The organism is Microbacterium sp. AR7-10, from assembly GCF_001878835.1.
Taxonomy (GTDB): Bacteria; Actinomycetota; Actinomycetes; order Actinomycetales; family Microbacteriaceae; genus Microbacterium; species Microbacterium commune.
Window position 1 is genome coordinate 16,465 of record NZ_MJIR01000036.1, and the last position, 12,696, is coordinate 29,160.

Sequence of the window (12,696 nt, forward strand, 5' to 3'; positions counted from 1 at the left end):
ATGATCAGCGAGTTCTTCACCGGCATCCGCTACCTCGGGCGGGGGTTCGGGTACTGGAGGCGCCGACCCGGACTCATGATGCTCGGGCTCGTGCCGGGTCTGATCGCGCTCGCTCTGCTCGCTGCGGCGATCATCCCGCTGCTGCTGAACCTCGGCGGGATGACCGCCTGGGCGACGCCGTTCGCCGACGGGTGGGATCCGTTCTGGCGGGATGCCCTGCGCACAGCGCTCGGCGTGGTGTCCGCCATCGCCGTGCTCGCCCTCGCGAGCGTCACCTTCACGGCCCTGACCCTGCTGATCGGCGACCCGTTCTACCAGCGCATCTGGCGCGCGATCGAGACCGACCTCGGCGGCGACGTGCCGGAGGGCGACGGCGGGTTCCTCGTGGCGCTCGGCGAGAGCATCCGCCTGATCGCCCTCGGCGCGCTCGTCGCACTGCTCGCCCTCGTGATCGGATTCATCCCGCTGGTCGGGGCGCTGCTCGCCGCCGTGACCGGCGTGCTGCTGACCGGCCGCCTGCTCGCCCGCGAGCTCACCGGCCACGCGCTCAACGCCCGCGACATCCCCAGCGGCGAGCGCTCCCGCCTGTTCGCCGGGCGGCGTGCGCGACTGCTGGGCTTCGGCGCCGCCGCGCAGCTGTGCTTCATGGTTCCGCTCGGCGCGGTGTTCATCATGCCGACAGCGGTGGCGGGGGCCACGGTGCTGGCGCGAGATCTGCTGCACGATCGCTCGAGTCCGGCGGTGCCCCATGCCTGAGGGCGACACGATCTATCGGGCGGCGCACCGTCTCGATGCCGCCCTGCGCGATCAGCAGGTGACGCGCTTCGATCTGCGCGTGCCGCGTCTGGCGACCGCCGACCTCACCGGGCAGATCGTGCACGAGGTCGCGCCTCGGGGCAAGCACCTGCTGATGCGCATCGGCGAGTTCACCCTGCATTCCCATCTGCGCATGGACGGCGCCTGGTTCACCTACCGCCCGGGTGAGAGGTGGCGTCACCCCGCCTTCAAGGTGCGGGCGATCGTCGGCACCGCCGAGCACGACGCGGTCGGCGTCGACATCGCCGAGGTGAAGCTCGTGCCCACCCGCGACGAGGGCGCACTGGTCGACCACCTCGGGCCCGATCCGCTCTCCGATGCCTGGGATCGCGACGAGGCGATCCGACGGCTCGGCACCGATACCCGACCGATCCACGTCGCCCTGCTCGACCAGCGCAACGTCGCAGGGTTCGGCAACGAGTACGCCGCTGAACTGCTGTTCCTCCGCGGTGTCCGCCCCGAGACGCCGACCGCGGATGTCGATGTTCCCGCCCTGCTGGACCTCGGAGTGCGCACGATCCGGGCGAACCGCGACCGGATGGATCGCACCTTCACCGGTGACGCGAGACGCGGGTTCACCGACTGGGTCTACGGCCGGGCGGGGCGCGCGTGCCGGCGCTGCGGCACGCCCATCCGCAGGGGCGAACTGGGCGCGGATCCGACCCGCGAGCGCATCACATTCTGGTGTCCGAACTGCCAACGGTGAGCTAATCCCAAACGGGGAATGAATCAAGCCCCCTCCCTGTTGTAGATATCTCCGGAAGACTCCGGACACGGGAGGAAACGTGGGTAAGAACTACATCGATATCGAGGACGACCAGGGCGCCACGCTGCGGTACCGCAAGCATGTCAACGGCCGCGGACTCGTCGCGCACGGCGCGAAGGTGCATCCGAAGGCTCTCATCGAAGCCGGCGCCTATGTCGAACCCGGCGCCCGAGTGGGGGCCGGAGCGCGTGTCGCGCGCGGCGCCTGGGTGGAGCCGGATGCCGTGATCGGCGAGAACGCGCGGATCGACGCACACGCGCACATCGGCGCCGGAGCGGCGGTCGGCGACGGCGCGTGGATCGGCGTGCGCACCGAGATCGGCGCGGGAGCGCAGGTCGCGCGGGGCACGCGCATCGGGCACGACGAGAACGTGGCTCCCGGCCTCACGATCATCACCGACCGGAAGGGGCTCTGGCTCGCAGCCTGACCCCCTCCGCCTGAGCCCGCCGGTCGGCACCGACCGGCGGGCTCTTCTGCGCTCGCAGCAGCCACCGTCACGATCGGGAAGTGGCGGGGTCCTGGAGGAGAACGGCCTGGCGGCGGGTACGCTGAACCGGTGAAGAACGACCGGCGCCGCGCTCCGAAGGGCGGGCGGCCGCGCCCCGCGAAGCCGCAGAAGCCGCAGAAGCCGGCACAGAAGCGCACCCCTCGCCCCGCGGCGCAGCCCGCGCCCACGCCGCCGGTCGACGAGACGCCGCGCAGCTTCCGCCTCGGCATCATCCCCGGCGCCACGCCCGGCAAGTGGGTGGATTCCTGGAAGCAGCGGATGCCGCACGTCGACATCGAGCTCATCCCGATCGCCGTCGCCGTCCAGCGTGCAGCCCTCGACGACCTCGACGCGGCCCTCGTGCGTCTGCCGCTCGATGACCGTGACGAGCTGCACGTGATCCCGCTCTACGACGAGGTCCCGGTGGTCCTGGCATCCATCGATTCCTTCCTGATGGCGACCGACCGGATCGAGGCCGACGACCTCGCCGGGCAGGTGCTGATCACCCCCGCCGACGACGTGCTCGGTCCGCTCGACCTGCCCACCCGGGCACCGGATTTCCCGACGATCGAGACCACCGAAGACGCCGTCGCGACCGTCGCGACCGGCGTCGGCATCCTGATCGTGCCGATGTCGCTCGCCCGGCTGCACCACCGCAAGGACGTCGACTACCGCCCGCTCGTCGGCGGGCGCACCTCGACCGTCGCCCTCGCCTGGAAGCGGGAGGCGACGACGCCGGACGTCGAGACGTTCGTCGGAGTGGTGCGGGGACGCACCGCGAACTCGTCGCGCTGACCCCGGCGGGGTCGCGGGGCTCGGGGCCAATAGAATCGGCGCATGTCCTCGGTGCTGTACGTGTGCGTTCGACCCGAGCGGATGGCGGCCGATGCCGAGCACCGTTCGTTTCGCCGTGGGCTGGACCTGACGACACTCGACCGCGTCGATCTGCTGCACGCGTCGCTCGAGACGGTGGAGTGGCAGCAATACGACGGCTTCGTCGTCGGCGGGTCGCCGTTCAACGTGACGGATGCCGAGAAGGGCGAGCACCAGCGGGCGGTCGAGCACGACCTCGAGCGCATCGCCCGCCGAGCGCTCGACGGCCACGCGACCGCCCTGTTCACCTGCTACGGCATCGGGGTGGTGACGAGGATGCTCGGCGGTGGCGTGCACACCGATCAGCCCGAGCCTGCCAGCGCGACCACCGTGGAGCTGACCGACGCCGGCGTCGCGGATCCCGTGCTCGGCCCCGGCCCTGCCCTGTCGGTGTTCACCGCGCACAAGGAGTCGGCGCGCGAGACACCTCCCGGCGCGGTGCTGCTCGCCACGAACGACGCCTGCACGGTGCAGGCCTATCGCGTCGGAGAGCGGCTGTACGCCACGCAGTTCCATCCCGAGGCGTCGCCGCAGGACTTCGCCGATCGCATGGCGGTGTACCGGGCATCCGGCTACTTCGACCCGCGCGACTACGAGCGCACCGAGCGTGCGATCCTCGACGCCTCCGTCGACGGCCACGACCTGCTCGCCCGATTCTCGCGACTGGTCGGCGACTGACCGCGCCACCCGCGGGCACGGTCAGACGGTCGAGAGATCGCTCGGGCGCCGAGGATGCGCTCAGCCGCCGAGCGCCAGGACGATCCGCTCGTCGAGATAGCCCTGCAGGGGCACGAGCGCGCCGCCCGGCGACCAGCGCACCCTCGGCACCTGATCGACCATGGCCAGCGGGCCGGACGCCCCGCCGGCGTCCACCGCCGCGACATCGAGCACCTGCCAGCCGACGTGCACGACCTCGCCCTCGGCGAAGCCTCCCCGGCGCGCCTGCGCCCGCCGCTCGGCTCTGGCACGGGCCGATTCGGCCGGGTACCCGCGGCGCACCGGCTCGGCAGCGCGCAGGATCTCGGCGGTGGACAGCACCTCGTCGTCGGTGAGCAGCAGCACGCCCAGATGCCACGCGGCACCCGCCCGCACGATCCGATCCGCGCGCCACCGGGAGGTGCGCTCGCGGCCGAGCGACTCGCGCGGGGCGCCGACGAGACGAGCCCTCGCATCCCGCAGCAGATCCTCGGTGGCGCCCATGCGTCAAGGGTAACGATTGGGCGCGCCCCGCAGGATGCGGGCAGAATCGACACACACCCCAGTTCAGGAGCATCCATGCCGCACACCGACACCGCACGCCTTCTCATCGCCTGCGACGACCAGCCGGGCATCGTCGCGGCCGTCGCCGGAGTTCTGGCGGCGCACGGGGCGAACATCATCTCCCTCGACCAGCACTCCACCGACGAGGAGGGCGGGCGGTTCTTCCAGCGCACGGTGATCCACCTGGAAGGCCTCACCGCGCGTCGTCCGGAGCTCGAGGCCTCGATCACCGAGGTCGCCGAGCGCTTCGGGATGGACTGGTCGCTGCACGACACCTCGAAGCGCAAGCGCGTGGCGATCTTCGTGTCGAAGTACGACCATTGCCTGATGGAGCTGCTGTGGCGGACGCAGCGTGGCGAGCTCGACATCGATGTGACCATGGTGATCTCGAACCATCCCGACCTGGCCGAGTCGGTGCGCTCGTTCGGGGTGCCGTTCATGCACATCCCCGCCGGCGACAAGGCCGCGATGGAGGCCCGTCAGCTCGAGCTGCTGCAGGGCAATGTCGACCTGGTCGTGCTGGCCAGGTACATGCAGATCCTCACCGACGACTTCATCGAGCGCCTCGGCGCCCCGGTGATCAACATCCACCACTCGTTCCTGCCGGCGTTCATCGGCGCGAACCCGTATGCGCGCGCCAAGGAACGCGGCGTGAAGCTCATCGGGGCCACCGCGCACTACGCGACCGCAGACCTCGACGAGGGCCCGATCATCGAGCAGGACGTCACGCGTGTCACGCACGCCGAGTCGGCGGCGGAGCTGCAGCGGCGCGGCGCCGACGTGGAGCGCTACGTGCTCGCGCGTGCCGTGAAATGGCACGCCGAGGACCGCGTGATCGTGCACGGTCGATCCACCGTCATCCTCTGAGGATCCACCGCGCGGTGGGTCAGGCGGGCAGACCCGCCACCAGCTCGGCGAACACCTCGGCGGCTGTGCGGCCGCGGGCCAGCGGAGCGGACTGGCCGAGCCACAGCGACTGCAGCTCGCCCATGCCGCGCTGAGCGGCCACGGCCCGGAAGCGGCCGGTCAGCCAGTTCTGCGCCGGGAACGGGGCGATGGTCGCGGATGCCTCGATCTGCCGCACAGCGCGATTGGCGGCTCCGCGTGACAGCCGTCCGCTCATCGCCCGGGTGAGCACGCTCTCGTCGGCGGCGGTGGAACGGATCGCCGCGCGGTGCGCGTCGTTGGCCGCCGACTCCGCGGTCACGAGGAAGGACGTGCCGACCTGCACGCCTGACGCTCCGAGCGCGAACGCAGCCGCGACGCCGCGCCGGTCGGCGATGCCACCGGCGGCGATGACGGGCACGCGCACGGCATCCGCCACCTGCGGCACCAGCGAGACCAGCCCGACCAGCGACTCCTCAGCCGGTCGCAGGAACGACACCCGGTGCCCGGCGGCCTCGGCGCCCGTAGCGACGATGGCGTCGACACCCGCCTGCTCGAGCGCGCGCGCCTCGGCGACCGTCGTCGCGGTGCCGATGACCCGGATGCCGCGGCCGCGGGCCTCGTCGACGAGCGCGTCCGAGGGCACGCCGAAGACCACGCTCAGCGCGGCGGGGGCGGCCTGCCAGATGGCGTCGAGCTGCTCGTCGAGGCTGGGCAGGTACCGCTCGGGGCGGGCCGGCACGTCGATGCCGACCTCATCGAAGAAGTCCGTGAGAGCGGCGGCGTGCCGTTCGTGCTCGTCGCCCGGTGCCACCTCGTCGCCCGTCGGCAGCCAGATGTTCAGGGCGAACGGCGCCGCGGTGGCGGCGCGCAGCGCGGCAGCGGTCTGTCGGATGCGATCGCCGTCGTATCCGTACAGACCGTACGAGCCGAGGCCACCGGCGCTGCTCACGGCTGCGGTGAGCTCGACCGACGAGAGGCCGCCGAACGGTGCGAGGACGACCGGATGCCGGATGCCCAGCAGGGCGCGCAGATCACTCATGACTCGAGGCTACGCGTCCCCCGCCGGTGTGTGTCGGTGGCCGTCCGGGCGGTTCAGAGCGGAGGGCGCCCGGGGATCGGCGTCGGCTTCTGCGACCGGTTCGACGCGTTCGCGACGGCGAGGTCCAGCGCCTCGAACAGCTGCTTGAAGCCCCGGAACCGCGTCGTCCGCGGGCACGGGGTGCGCAGCCACAGCACGTCGAGCACGCCGGTCGGCGAGCGGTCGACGTAGGCGATCAGGCAGTCGGCGTCGGCATGACGTCGCGCCGGGTCGCAGATGCGCCAGCTGTCACGACCCAGCGGCGTGAGCTCCCAGTCCCCGTGCGGGGTGGCTGGTATCGGGTCGTCGAGCATGACGGTCATAGCGCCTTACCTCCTGTCACCGCGAGCACCGTGCCCGAGGTGTACGAAGACTCGGCTGTGGCGAGATACACGTACGCTCCGGCGAGCTCGGCCGGCTGACCGGCCCTGCCCAGCGGGGTGTCGCTGCCGAACTGCTCGACCTTCGTGTCATCCCAGCCGGTGGCCGGGATGAGCGGGGTCCAGATGGGCCCCGGTGCGACGGCGTTCACGCGGATTCCGCGCTCCCCCGCCTCTGCTGCGAGCGCCTTGACGAACGCCACCTGGGCCGCTTTCGTCATGGCGTAGTCGATGAGGCCGGGCGACGGGTTGTAGGCCTGGATCGAGGAGGTCACGATGATGCTCGCGCCGGCTTCCAGGTGCGGGTACGCCGCCCGCGCCGTGAACAGGGTGCCGAGGATGTTGGTGTCGAACACGCGGCGCATCTCGTCGGTCTTCAGCGATTCGAAGCCGTCGACGTCGTGCTGGTAGGCGGCGTTGAGCACCACGATGTCCAGACCGCCCAGGGTCTCCCTGGCGCGGGCGACGGCCTGCTCTGCGAACTGCTCGTCGCGCAGGTCGCCGGCGATGCTCAGCCCCTGACGCCCTGCGTCGCCCACCTGCGCGATCGTGTCATCGGCGTCCTTCTGCTCCTCCGGCAGGTGCACGATCGCGACATCCGCGCCCTCCCGGGCGAACGCGATGGCGACCGCACGACCGATGCCTGAGTCTCCGCCCGTGATGAGCGCGCGACGCCCGGTGAGCCGACCGTGACCCCGGTATGACGACTCGCCGTGATCGGGCGTGGGCCTGGTCTCCTCGGTCAGACCCGGCTGGGTCTGCTGCTGAGGGGGGAACTTCTCATCGTGGTGCTGGTGGCGAGGATCTGGGGTGTTGTCGCTCATCGTGCGCCTCTCTGAAGTCGGTGGGGAGTGCCGGCACCTCTGCCAGTCTGCTCACCCTCTCCCCGCGCGAGCGGTCCGGCCAGGGGGTTGACAGCTCGCGCGACCCAGGGCACGCGCGAGGGCGGGCTCGACCGGATGCTGTCAAGGGGCGTGCTGCGACCACCCTGGATCGCGCACGCTGGGTGTCCACGACGAAAGGACTGCACCATGAGCAGCGATTCCCTCATTCCCGACGACGACTCCACCACCGAGGTCCCGGCGACGGATGCCGCTGTCGCGGGCCGACCGGACCTGCAGCCCGACTCGCAGGGCGACGTGCCTCTCGACGCCGAGTTGGGCGAAGACGGCCAGGGCGACCTCGCCGAGGGTGACGAACAGCTCCACTCAGGTGACGCGCCCACGGATCTGCGCACCGAGGCACCCTCGGGCGAGGTACACGAGAAGAGCGCTCAGGCGACCGACTCAGCGTCGGGCGACACCCGGAACCAGCGGAACCCGTAGCCGTCGAGCAGCTGCTCGGTGTGCTCGCACTGGGGTGCGCTGCCACGATTCTCGAGCAGCACGGTGGCCGCGCATCCCTCGTCGAGAGGCTCGAGGCGCGCGGTCACCGGCTCGGCCGAGAAGTTGTGGACGGCGATGAATGCGGCGTCTCCGTAGGTCGCCTGGTGCACGAGCACCCGCGGATCACCGGCATCCTGCACTCGCACCTCACCCCACGCGATCTCGGGCGTGGAACGGTAGCGGCTCGCCAGCATTGCGACGAACGACCACAGCGATTCCGGATCGCGTCTCTGATCGTGCACGTTCACGTGCGCGGGCGCGTATGCACCGTCGGCGATGGGCCTGCGCAGCTTCGACGGCTTCGAGGTGGTGAATCCGCCGAGCGGTCCCGCGTCCCACTGCATCGGTCCGCGAACGGCACCGCGCCCCAGCTCCACGCTCAGCTCGCCCATCCCGATCTCCTCGCCGTAGAAGATCATCGGCGCCCCCGGCAAGGAGAACAGCAGGCTGTACGCCAGGCGCAGCCGGCGGGGATCCGACTCGAGCATCGGCGCCAGGCGTCGCACGATGCCGCGGTCGTACACCCGCTGATCGGGATCGGGGGCGAACGTGTCGAACACCTCCTCCTTCTCGGCGTCGTCGAGCAGTCCGAGATTGAGCTCATCGTGGTGACGCAGGAAGATCGCCCATCCGTGCCTGGCATCCACTGTCGGACGCGCCGCGAGCGCTTCCGCGAGCGGCGTCGCCTGCTGTCTGCCCAGCGCCAGGAACAGCTTCGCCGTGGTGAGGAAGTCGAACTGCAGGTCGAGCTCGCTGCCCTGGTCGCCGAAGTAGGCGAGCTGCTCCTGGTGCGGGAGCCCCACCTCGCCGAGCAGCATCGCCGAGGCCTCCCGCCTGCTGACGAAGCGACGCAGCTCGCGCAGGAAGGCATGAGGATCCTGCTCGTCGGCGACCCCCTGACCGGTGATGAGGAAGGGCACTGCGTCGACGCGGAACCCGTCGACGCCGAGCTTGAGCCAGAACCCGATGATGCGCGCGACCTCGGCGCGCACTTCGGGGTTCGCGAAGTTCAGATCGGGCTGGTGGCGATAGAAACTGTGCCGGAAGTACTGCTCGGTGCGTTCGTCGTACTCCCACATGCTCGTTTCCTCGCCGGGGAACACGAGCTTCTCCTTCTTGCGTGGCGGCGTGTCGCGCCACACGTAGTAGTCGCGGAACCTCGAGGTGCGCGAACGCCGCGCCGAGACGAACCACGGGTGGCGGTCGGAGGTGTGGTTGATCACGAGATCGATGACGACCCGGATGCCGCGGTCGTGGGCGACCCGGATGGCCTCGACCACGCGTCCGAGGTCACCGAAGCGGGCGTCGACGCTGTAGAAGTCGGAGATGTCATAGCCGTCATCGCGCTCGGGCGTGGGCTGGAACGGCATGAGCCATATGCACGTGACCCCGAGCGCGTCGAGGTCGTCAATCCGCCTGGTGAGCCCGGCGAAGTCGCCGTGCCCGTCGCCATCGGAGTCCTGGAACGTCTCGACGTCGAGGCAGTAGAAGACCGCCGTGCGCCACCACAGATCGCTCGTGTCGGCCGGGTTCACAGCCGCTCCCTCAGCAGTGGCAGCAGCTCCCGTTCGCACCGGTCGAGGAATCCGCGCTGATCACGACCGACCTGGTGCAGGAACACCCGGTCGAATCCGGATGCGGCGGCGGCGATCCGGTCGGCGACGTCGGCGGCGTCGGATCCGACCACCACGGCGGCTCGCAGCTTCTCGTCAGTGGGGTCGGCGTGCGCCTCGAACTCCTCCGGGTCGCTCAGCTCCCACATCAGCTGGGGCGGCACCGTCGCCTGCGCCCACTGCTCGCGCGCGGCGGCCAGGGCCTGCTCGTCGGTGTCCTCGAGACTGATGTGGATCTGCAGCAGCACGTCGCCTCGGCCTCCCGCATCCCTATACGCCGTCACCGTCTGCGCCGTCGCCTCCGGGTCTGCGCCGACGGTGATCAGGCCGTCGGCCCATGCCGCGACCTGGGCGGCCGTTCGGGTGCTGATCCCCGCGGCCAGCAGCGGCGGCGGCGTCTCGGGCAGCGACCAGAGCTTCGCCTCGTGCACGCGCACCGGGCCGTCTGCGTCGACCTGCTCGCCGGACAGCAGGCGACGCATCACGTCCGCCGCGGCGTGCAGTCTCTCGTCACGCTGCTCTTTGGGGGGCCACTCGTCGCCGGTGACGTGCTCGTTGAGCGCCTCACCGCTGCCGAGCGCCGCCCACGCGCGATCCGGGAACATCTCGGCCAGGGTGGCCAGTGCCTGCGCGGTGATGACCGGGTGGTAGCGCTGACCGGGAGCGGTGACCACACCGATCGGGAAGCGCGTGAGAGCCAGTGCCGCCCCGAGCCACGACCACGCGTGACCGGACTGCCCCTGCGCCTTCAGCCAGGGGGCGAGGTGGTCTGAGCACATCGCCTCGTCGAACCCGATGCGCTCGGCGTGGGCGATGTCTCTGAGAAGCCTGCCCGGGGCGTGCTGCTCGTGGGAGGCGTGGAACCCGATGCGAGTCATCGTCTGCGGTCCTCTCGTCGGAGGACAGCAGGTTAGACAGACCGCGGATGCCGATACACGGGGTTGACCCTGGCATCGGCGCCGTGCAACGCCAGCGCGATCAGCCCTCGATGCCGGCGTTCGGGTCGTCCGGCGGCTCGGGCACCATGTGCAGGCCGGTCGGGGTGTTGGCCGTGTAGGCGAGCGCCTCGATCCAGGCGCGATTGATGGCCGGCTGACGGCTGCCGAAGTACTTGAACACCAGTGAGCTGCTGGGCTGCACCCAGACGGTGGTGCGCCCGCCGCCGACGCTGGCGTCTTCGCGCCAGCTGAACGGGAAGGGCTCACCGCGGCGCAGCTTCGCCGTCATCACGAGCTGCAGGTGGGTCAGGGCGCGGTCTTCGATCTCGGTCTTGACCGAGCCCTCATAAACGAACTTTCCCAAGGAAGTGCACCTCTCCGACGTCCGACATTGCTCTGGCGTCCCCCGAACGCCTGCAGTTAGCTTAGTCAGATGGGCATGCTCTTCTACGGCGCCAGTCCGGATCCCATCGAGATCGAGGACCGTGCGCTCGCTCACCTCAAGGTCGTCATCGCCACGAAGCTGCGCCGCAACGAATCGTTCACTCTGTCGTGGCAGCATCCGCATCTCAACCCCACCGGCCGGTCGACCATCTGGTTGCACCCGTCCATCCCCCTGCGCTTCGTCTTCGATCAACCGGAGACACCCGAGCTCAGCAGCGCGTGGATCATGGCTCTCGCGAACTCCGCCAGCAGCAGCGGGGGGCTGTGCCTGCTGCCGGAGCACCTCGAGGGCTGAACGTTCCTGCTCGGGAGATCACTCCGACTCCTGAGCGGCGACGGTATGCGGCAGCCCGGTGGGCTTCGACTCCGCCGAACCGCGCTGACGGAGGAAGATCGAGAAGGCGACCATCGTCCCCACCGCGAGGAACTCGCTCTGCCAGTTCTGCAGCGTGCGGTCCCAGAACTCGGGTGACACGACGTACTGCGCCCAGTCGATCGCGGGCTCGCCGTGCTGCGCGTTCTCCTCGTTCATCACCACCAGCCCGCTCAGCGACTGCAGCAGCCATGAGCCGAGGAAGATCGCGCCCATCACGAGCACCAGCGAGTTCTCGTACACCGTGCGCCGCAGGCCTGCGACCCGGGCCCAGCGTGGGCCGTCGGCAGGCGCGTACGCGCCGACCATCTGATTCTCATCGGTGTCGACACCCTCGTCGCCGGGCTTCTTCGACTCGGGTGAGCCGCGCTGAACCAGCCAGACGGTGGCCGCGATGAAGAGCAGGAACTGCAGGAATTCGCTCTGCCAGTTCTCGGCGACGTCGACGACGAAATCACTCGAGAGGACGAAGGAGAGATAGGTCTCGGGCGGCTGTCCGTGCTGGGCGAGCTCCTGGTTCGTGCGCAGCAGCCCGGCGACCGATTGGCCGAGCAGAGCGAGGGCGAAGAGTGCGAAGAAGAACAGGCTCAAGCCGTTGTCGCGAAGGAACCTCTTCATGATCATCGCCCGCTTCCGACCACGGCGAACATGACGGCGAAGCCGGCGACGATCGTGCCCATCCACATCCAGAACATGACCCGTGGGCCGAAAGCATCCTGTCTCGACTCGTGCTGCTGCGACATCCGCTTCTCCTCGTCGTCAGGCCCTCCCCACCTCGGTGGCTGGCCAGATCACAGCGGAAAGAGAACGGGGTTGACGAGCAGGCAGCAGGCTGTCAACCCCATTACCGCCGCGAATCAGTCTGTCTACGGTCGAGATCACTGATGGAGACAGGCGAACACCGAGGCGGGAAGGAACGCGACCATGACACGGACGCGAGACATCATGACACCGAACGCACAGTGCATCGGCGAGAACGACGCACTCTCGATCGCCGCCGAGCGGATGCTCGAGCTGGATGTCGGCGCCCTGCCGATCTGCGGAGAAGACGGCCGCCTGAAGGGCATGCTCACCGATCGCGACATCGTCGTGAAGGCGATCGCGGCGGGGCTGAACCCTGAGACGACGAACGCCGGGCGGCTCGCCGCCGGGGTGCCGGTGATGGTCTCCCCCGACGATGACATCGACCGCACTCTCGCACTCATGCGCGAGCACCGGATCCGCCGTGTCCCGGTGCTGGAGGACGACCGCCTGGTCGGCATGATCAGCCAGGCCGACATCGCCCGGCACCTCGCCCCGTCGACCACCGGCGAGACAGTGGGAGTCATCTCCCGCTGACGCCGTTCACGGGCTCCGCCCCGGACCGCCCGAAGCCCATCCCCACAGAGGAGGATC

Annotated in this window: 18 protein-coding genes; 9 read left to right on the plus strand and 9 right to left on the minus strand. The window is 69.9% G+C overall.

Annotation, left to right across the window (positions count from 1 at the left end):
* The 5 genes from BFN01_RS03355 (at position 1) to BFN01_RS03375 (ending at position 3,620) form a co-directional block, all read left to right on the plus strand.
* Positions 1–756, plus strand: coding sequence for an EI24 domain-containing protein (locus BFN01_RS03355; RefSeq protein WP_071641569.1), 756 nt, complete (start codon positions 1–3; stop codon positions 754–756).
* Positions 749–1,522 carry a DNA-formamidopyrimidine glycosylase family protein gene (locus BFN01_RS03360; RefSeq protein WP_071641571.1) on the plus strand — a complete coding sequence of 258 codons (774 nt, stop codon included), beginning with the start codon at positions 749–751 and terminating at the stop codon, positions 1,520–1,522. The genes BFN01_RS03355 and BFN01_RS03360 overlap by 8 nt, the downstream gene beginning before the upstream one ends.
* Before the next feature lie 79 nt (positions 1,523–1,601).
* A complete protein-coding gene (locus BFN01_RS03365) occupies positions 1,602–2,009 on the plus strand; it encodes a transferase (protein WP_071641573.1) in 408 nt (135 codons plus the stop codon).
* 129 nt (positions 2,010–2,138) lie between these two features.
* Positions 2,139–2,864: a LysR substrate-binding domain-containing protein gene (locus BFN01_RS03370; RefSeq protein WP_071641575.1), complete on the plus strand. Its 726-nt coding sequence runs from the start codon at positions 2,139–2,141 to the stop codon at positions 2,862–2,864.
* Between the two features lie 42 nt (positions 2,865–2,906).
* Positions 2,907–3,620, plus strand: a complete 714-nt coding sequence (locus BFN01_RS03375) for a GMP synthase (RefSeq protein ID WP_071641577.1) — start codon at positions 2,907–2,909, stop codon at positions 3,618–3,620.
* Between the two features lie 60 nt (positions 3,621–3,680).
* Here the strand turns inward: BFN01_RS03375 and BFN01_RS03380 are convergent, their stop codons facing one another.
* Entirely contained in the window at positions 3,681–4,142 is a 462-nt protein-coding gene (locus BFN01_RS03380; RefSeq protein WP_071641579.1) for a glutaminase, read from the minus strand.
* Between the two features lie 75 nt (positions 4,143–4,217).
* Here BFN01_RS03380 and purU point away from each other — a divergent pair, with 75 nt between their 5' ends.
* Positions 4,218–5,069 (plus strand): formyltetrahydrofolate deformylase, encoded by an 852-nt coding sequence (gene purU, locus BFN01_RS03385; RefSeq protein WP_071641581.1) that lies wholly within the window; start codon positions 4,218–4,220, stop codon positions 5,067–5,069.
* A 19-nt stretch (positions 5,070–5,088) separates the two neighbouring features.
* Here the strand turns inward: purU and BFN01_RS03390 are convergent, their stop codons facing one another.
* Genes BFN01_RS03390 through BFN01_RS03400 form a run of 3 tightly spaced genes read right to left on the minus strand, consistent with a single transcriptional unit; the run spans position 5,089 to position 7,372 of the window.
* Entirely contained in the window at positions 5,089–6,129 is a 1,041-nt protein-coding gene (locus tag BFN01_RS03390) for a nitronate monooxygenase family protein (RefSeq protein ID WP_071641583.1), read from the minus strand.
* A 53-nt stretch (positions 6,130–6,182) separates the two neighbouring features.
* Positions 6,183–6,491: a hypothetical protein gene (locus tag BFN01_RS03395; protein WP_071641585.1), complete on the minus strand. Its 309-nt coding sequence runs from the start codon at positions 6,489–6,491 to the stop codon at positions 6,183–6,185.
* A complete protein-coding gene (locus BFN01_RS03400) occupies positions 6,488–7,372 on the minus strand; it encodes an SDR family oxidoreductase (RefSeq protein WP_071641587.1) in 885 nt (294 codons plus the stop codon). The genes BFN01_RS03395 and BFN01_RS03400 overlap by 4 nt, the downstream gene beginning before the upstream one ends.
* 207 nt (positions 7,373–7,579) lie before the next feature.
* Here BFN01_RS03400 and BFN01_RS03405 point away from each other — a divergent pair, with 207 nt between their 5' ends.
* Complete coding sequence (locus BFN01_RS03405; protein WP_071641589.1) at positions 7,580–7,873, plus strand: hypothetical protein; 294 nt, start codon at positions 7,580–7,582, stop codon at positions 7,871–7,873.
* On the opposite strand, the gene BFN01_RS03410 is transcribed toward BFN01_RS03405, so the two are convergent.
* From BFN01_RS03410 to BFN01_RS03420, 3 genes are all read right to left on the minus strand, one after another.
* Positions 7,822–9,468: an alpha-amylase family protein gene (locus BFN01_RS03410; protein WP_071641591.1), complete on the minus strand. Its 1,647-nt coding sequence runs from the start codon at positions 9,466–9,468 to the stop codon at positions 7,822–7,824. The two genes, BFN01_RS03405 and BFN01_RS03410, sit on opposite strands and share 52 nt — an antisense overlap.
* On the minus strand, positions 9,465–10,424 hold the full coding sequence (locus BFN01_RS03415; protein ID WP_071641595.1) for a TIGR03885 family FMN-dependent LLM class oxidoreductase: 960 nt from the start codon (positions 10,422–10,424) through the stop codon (positions 9,465–9,467). Before BFN01_RS03415 ends, BFN01_RS03410 begins: the two co-directional genes overlap by 4 nt.
* A gap of 100 nt (positions 10,425–10,524) precedes the next feature.
* Positions 10,525–10,848 (minus strand): ATP-dependent DNA ligase, encoded by a 324-nt coding sequence (locus tag BFN01_RS03420; protein WP_071641600.1) that lies wholly within the window; start codon positions 10,846–10,848, stop codon positions 10,525–10,527.
* A gap of 69 nt (positions 10,849–10,917) precedes the next feature.
* Here BFN01_RS03420 and BFN01_RS03425 point away from each other — a divergent pair, with 69 nt between their 5' ends.
* The gene (locus BFN01_RS03425; protein WP_071641605.1) at positions 10,918–11,223 is read left to right on the plus strand and encodes a hypothetical protein; all 306 of its coding nucleotides are present in this window, start codon (positions 10,918–10,920) and stop codon (positions 11,221–11,223) included.
* 18 nt (positions 11,224–11,241) lie between these two features.
* On the opposite strand, the gene BFN01_RS03430 is transcribed toward BFN01_RS03425, so the two are convergent.
* On the minus strand, positions 11,242–11,919 hold the full coding sequence (locus BFN01_RS03430; protein ID WP_071641810.1) for a DUF6766 family protein: 678 nt from the start codon (positions 11,917–11,919) through the stop codon (positions 11,242–11,244).
* A 2-nt stretch (positions 11,920–11,921) separates the two neighbouring features.
* Entirely contained in the window at positions 11,922–12,044 is a 123-nt protein-coding gene (locus tag BFN01_RS15730) for a hypothetical protein (RefSeq protein ID WP_256221014.1), read from the minus strand.
* Positions 12,045–12,225: 181 nt separating this feature from the next.
* Between BFN01_RS15730 and BFN01_RS03435 the strand changes: the two genes are divergently transcribed.
* Positions 12,226–12,639, plus strand: coding sequence for a CBS domain-containing protein (locus BFN01_RS03435; RefSeq protein ID WP_071641607.1), 414 nt, complete (start codon positions 12,226–12,228; stop codon positions 12,637–12,639).
* The last annotated feature ends 57 nt before the right edge of the window (positions 12,640–12,696 follow it).

Coding starts and splice junctions, on each gene's coding strand:
- BFN01_RS03355 (WP_071641569.1), top strand. CDS start 1: ATGATCAGCGAGTTCTTCACCGGCATCCGCTACCTCGGGCGGGGGTTC.
- BFN01_RS03360 (WP_071641571.1), top strand. CDS start 749: ATGCCTGAGGGCGACACGATCTATCGGGCGGCGCACCGTCTCGATGCC.
- BFN01_RS03375 (WP_071641577.1), top strand. CDS start 2,907: ATGTCCTCGGTGCTGTACGTGTGCGTTCGACCCGAGCGGATGGCGGCC.
- BFN01_RS03380 (WP_071641579.1), bottom strand. CDS start 4,142: ATGGGCGCCACCGAGGATCTGCTGCGGGATGCGAGGGCTCGTCTCGTC.
- purU (WP_071641581.1), top strand. CDS start 4,218: ATGCCGCACACCGACACCGCACGCCTTCTCATCGCCTGCGACGACCAG.
- BFN01_RS03390 (WP_071641583.1), bottom strand. CDS start 6,129: ATGAGTGATCTGCGCGCCCTGCTGGGCATCCGGCATCCGGTCGTCCTC.
- BFN01_RS03395 (WP_071641585.1), bottom strand. CDS start 6,491: ATGACCGTCATGCTCGACGACCCGATACCAGCCACCCCGCACGGGGAC.
- BFN01_RS03400 (WP_071641587.1), bottom strand. CDS start 7,372: ATGAGCGACAACACCCCAGATCCTCGCCACCAGCACCACGATGAGAAG.
- BFN01_RS03405 (WP_071641589.1), top strand. CDS start 7,580: ATGAGCAGCGATTCCCTCATTCCCGACGACGACTCCACCACCGAGGTC.
- BFN01_RS03415 (WP_071641595.1), bottom strand. CDS start 10,424: ATGACTCGCATCGGGTTCCACGCCTCCCACGAGCAGCACGCCCCGGGC.
- BFN01_RS03425 (WP_071641605.1), top strand. CDS start 10,918: ATGGGCATGCTCTTCTACGGCGCCAGTCCGGATCCCATCGAGATCGAG.
- BFN01_RS03430 (WP_071641810.1), bottom strand. CDS start 11,919: ATGAAGAGGTTCCTTCGCGACAACGGCTTGAGCCTGTTCTTCTTCGCA.
- BFN01_RS15730 (WP_256221014.1), bottom strand. CDS start 12,044: ATGTCGCAGCAGCACGAGTCGAGACAGGATGCTTTCGGCCCACGGGTC.
- BFN01_RS03435 (WP_071641607.1), top strand. CDS start 12,226: ATGACACGGACGCGAGACATCATGACACCGAACGCACAGTGCATCGGC.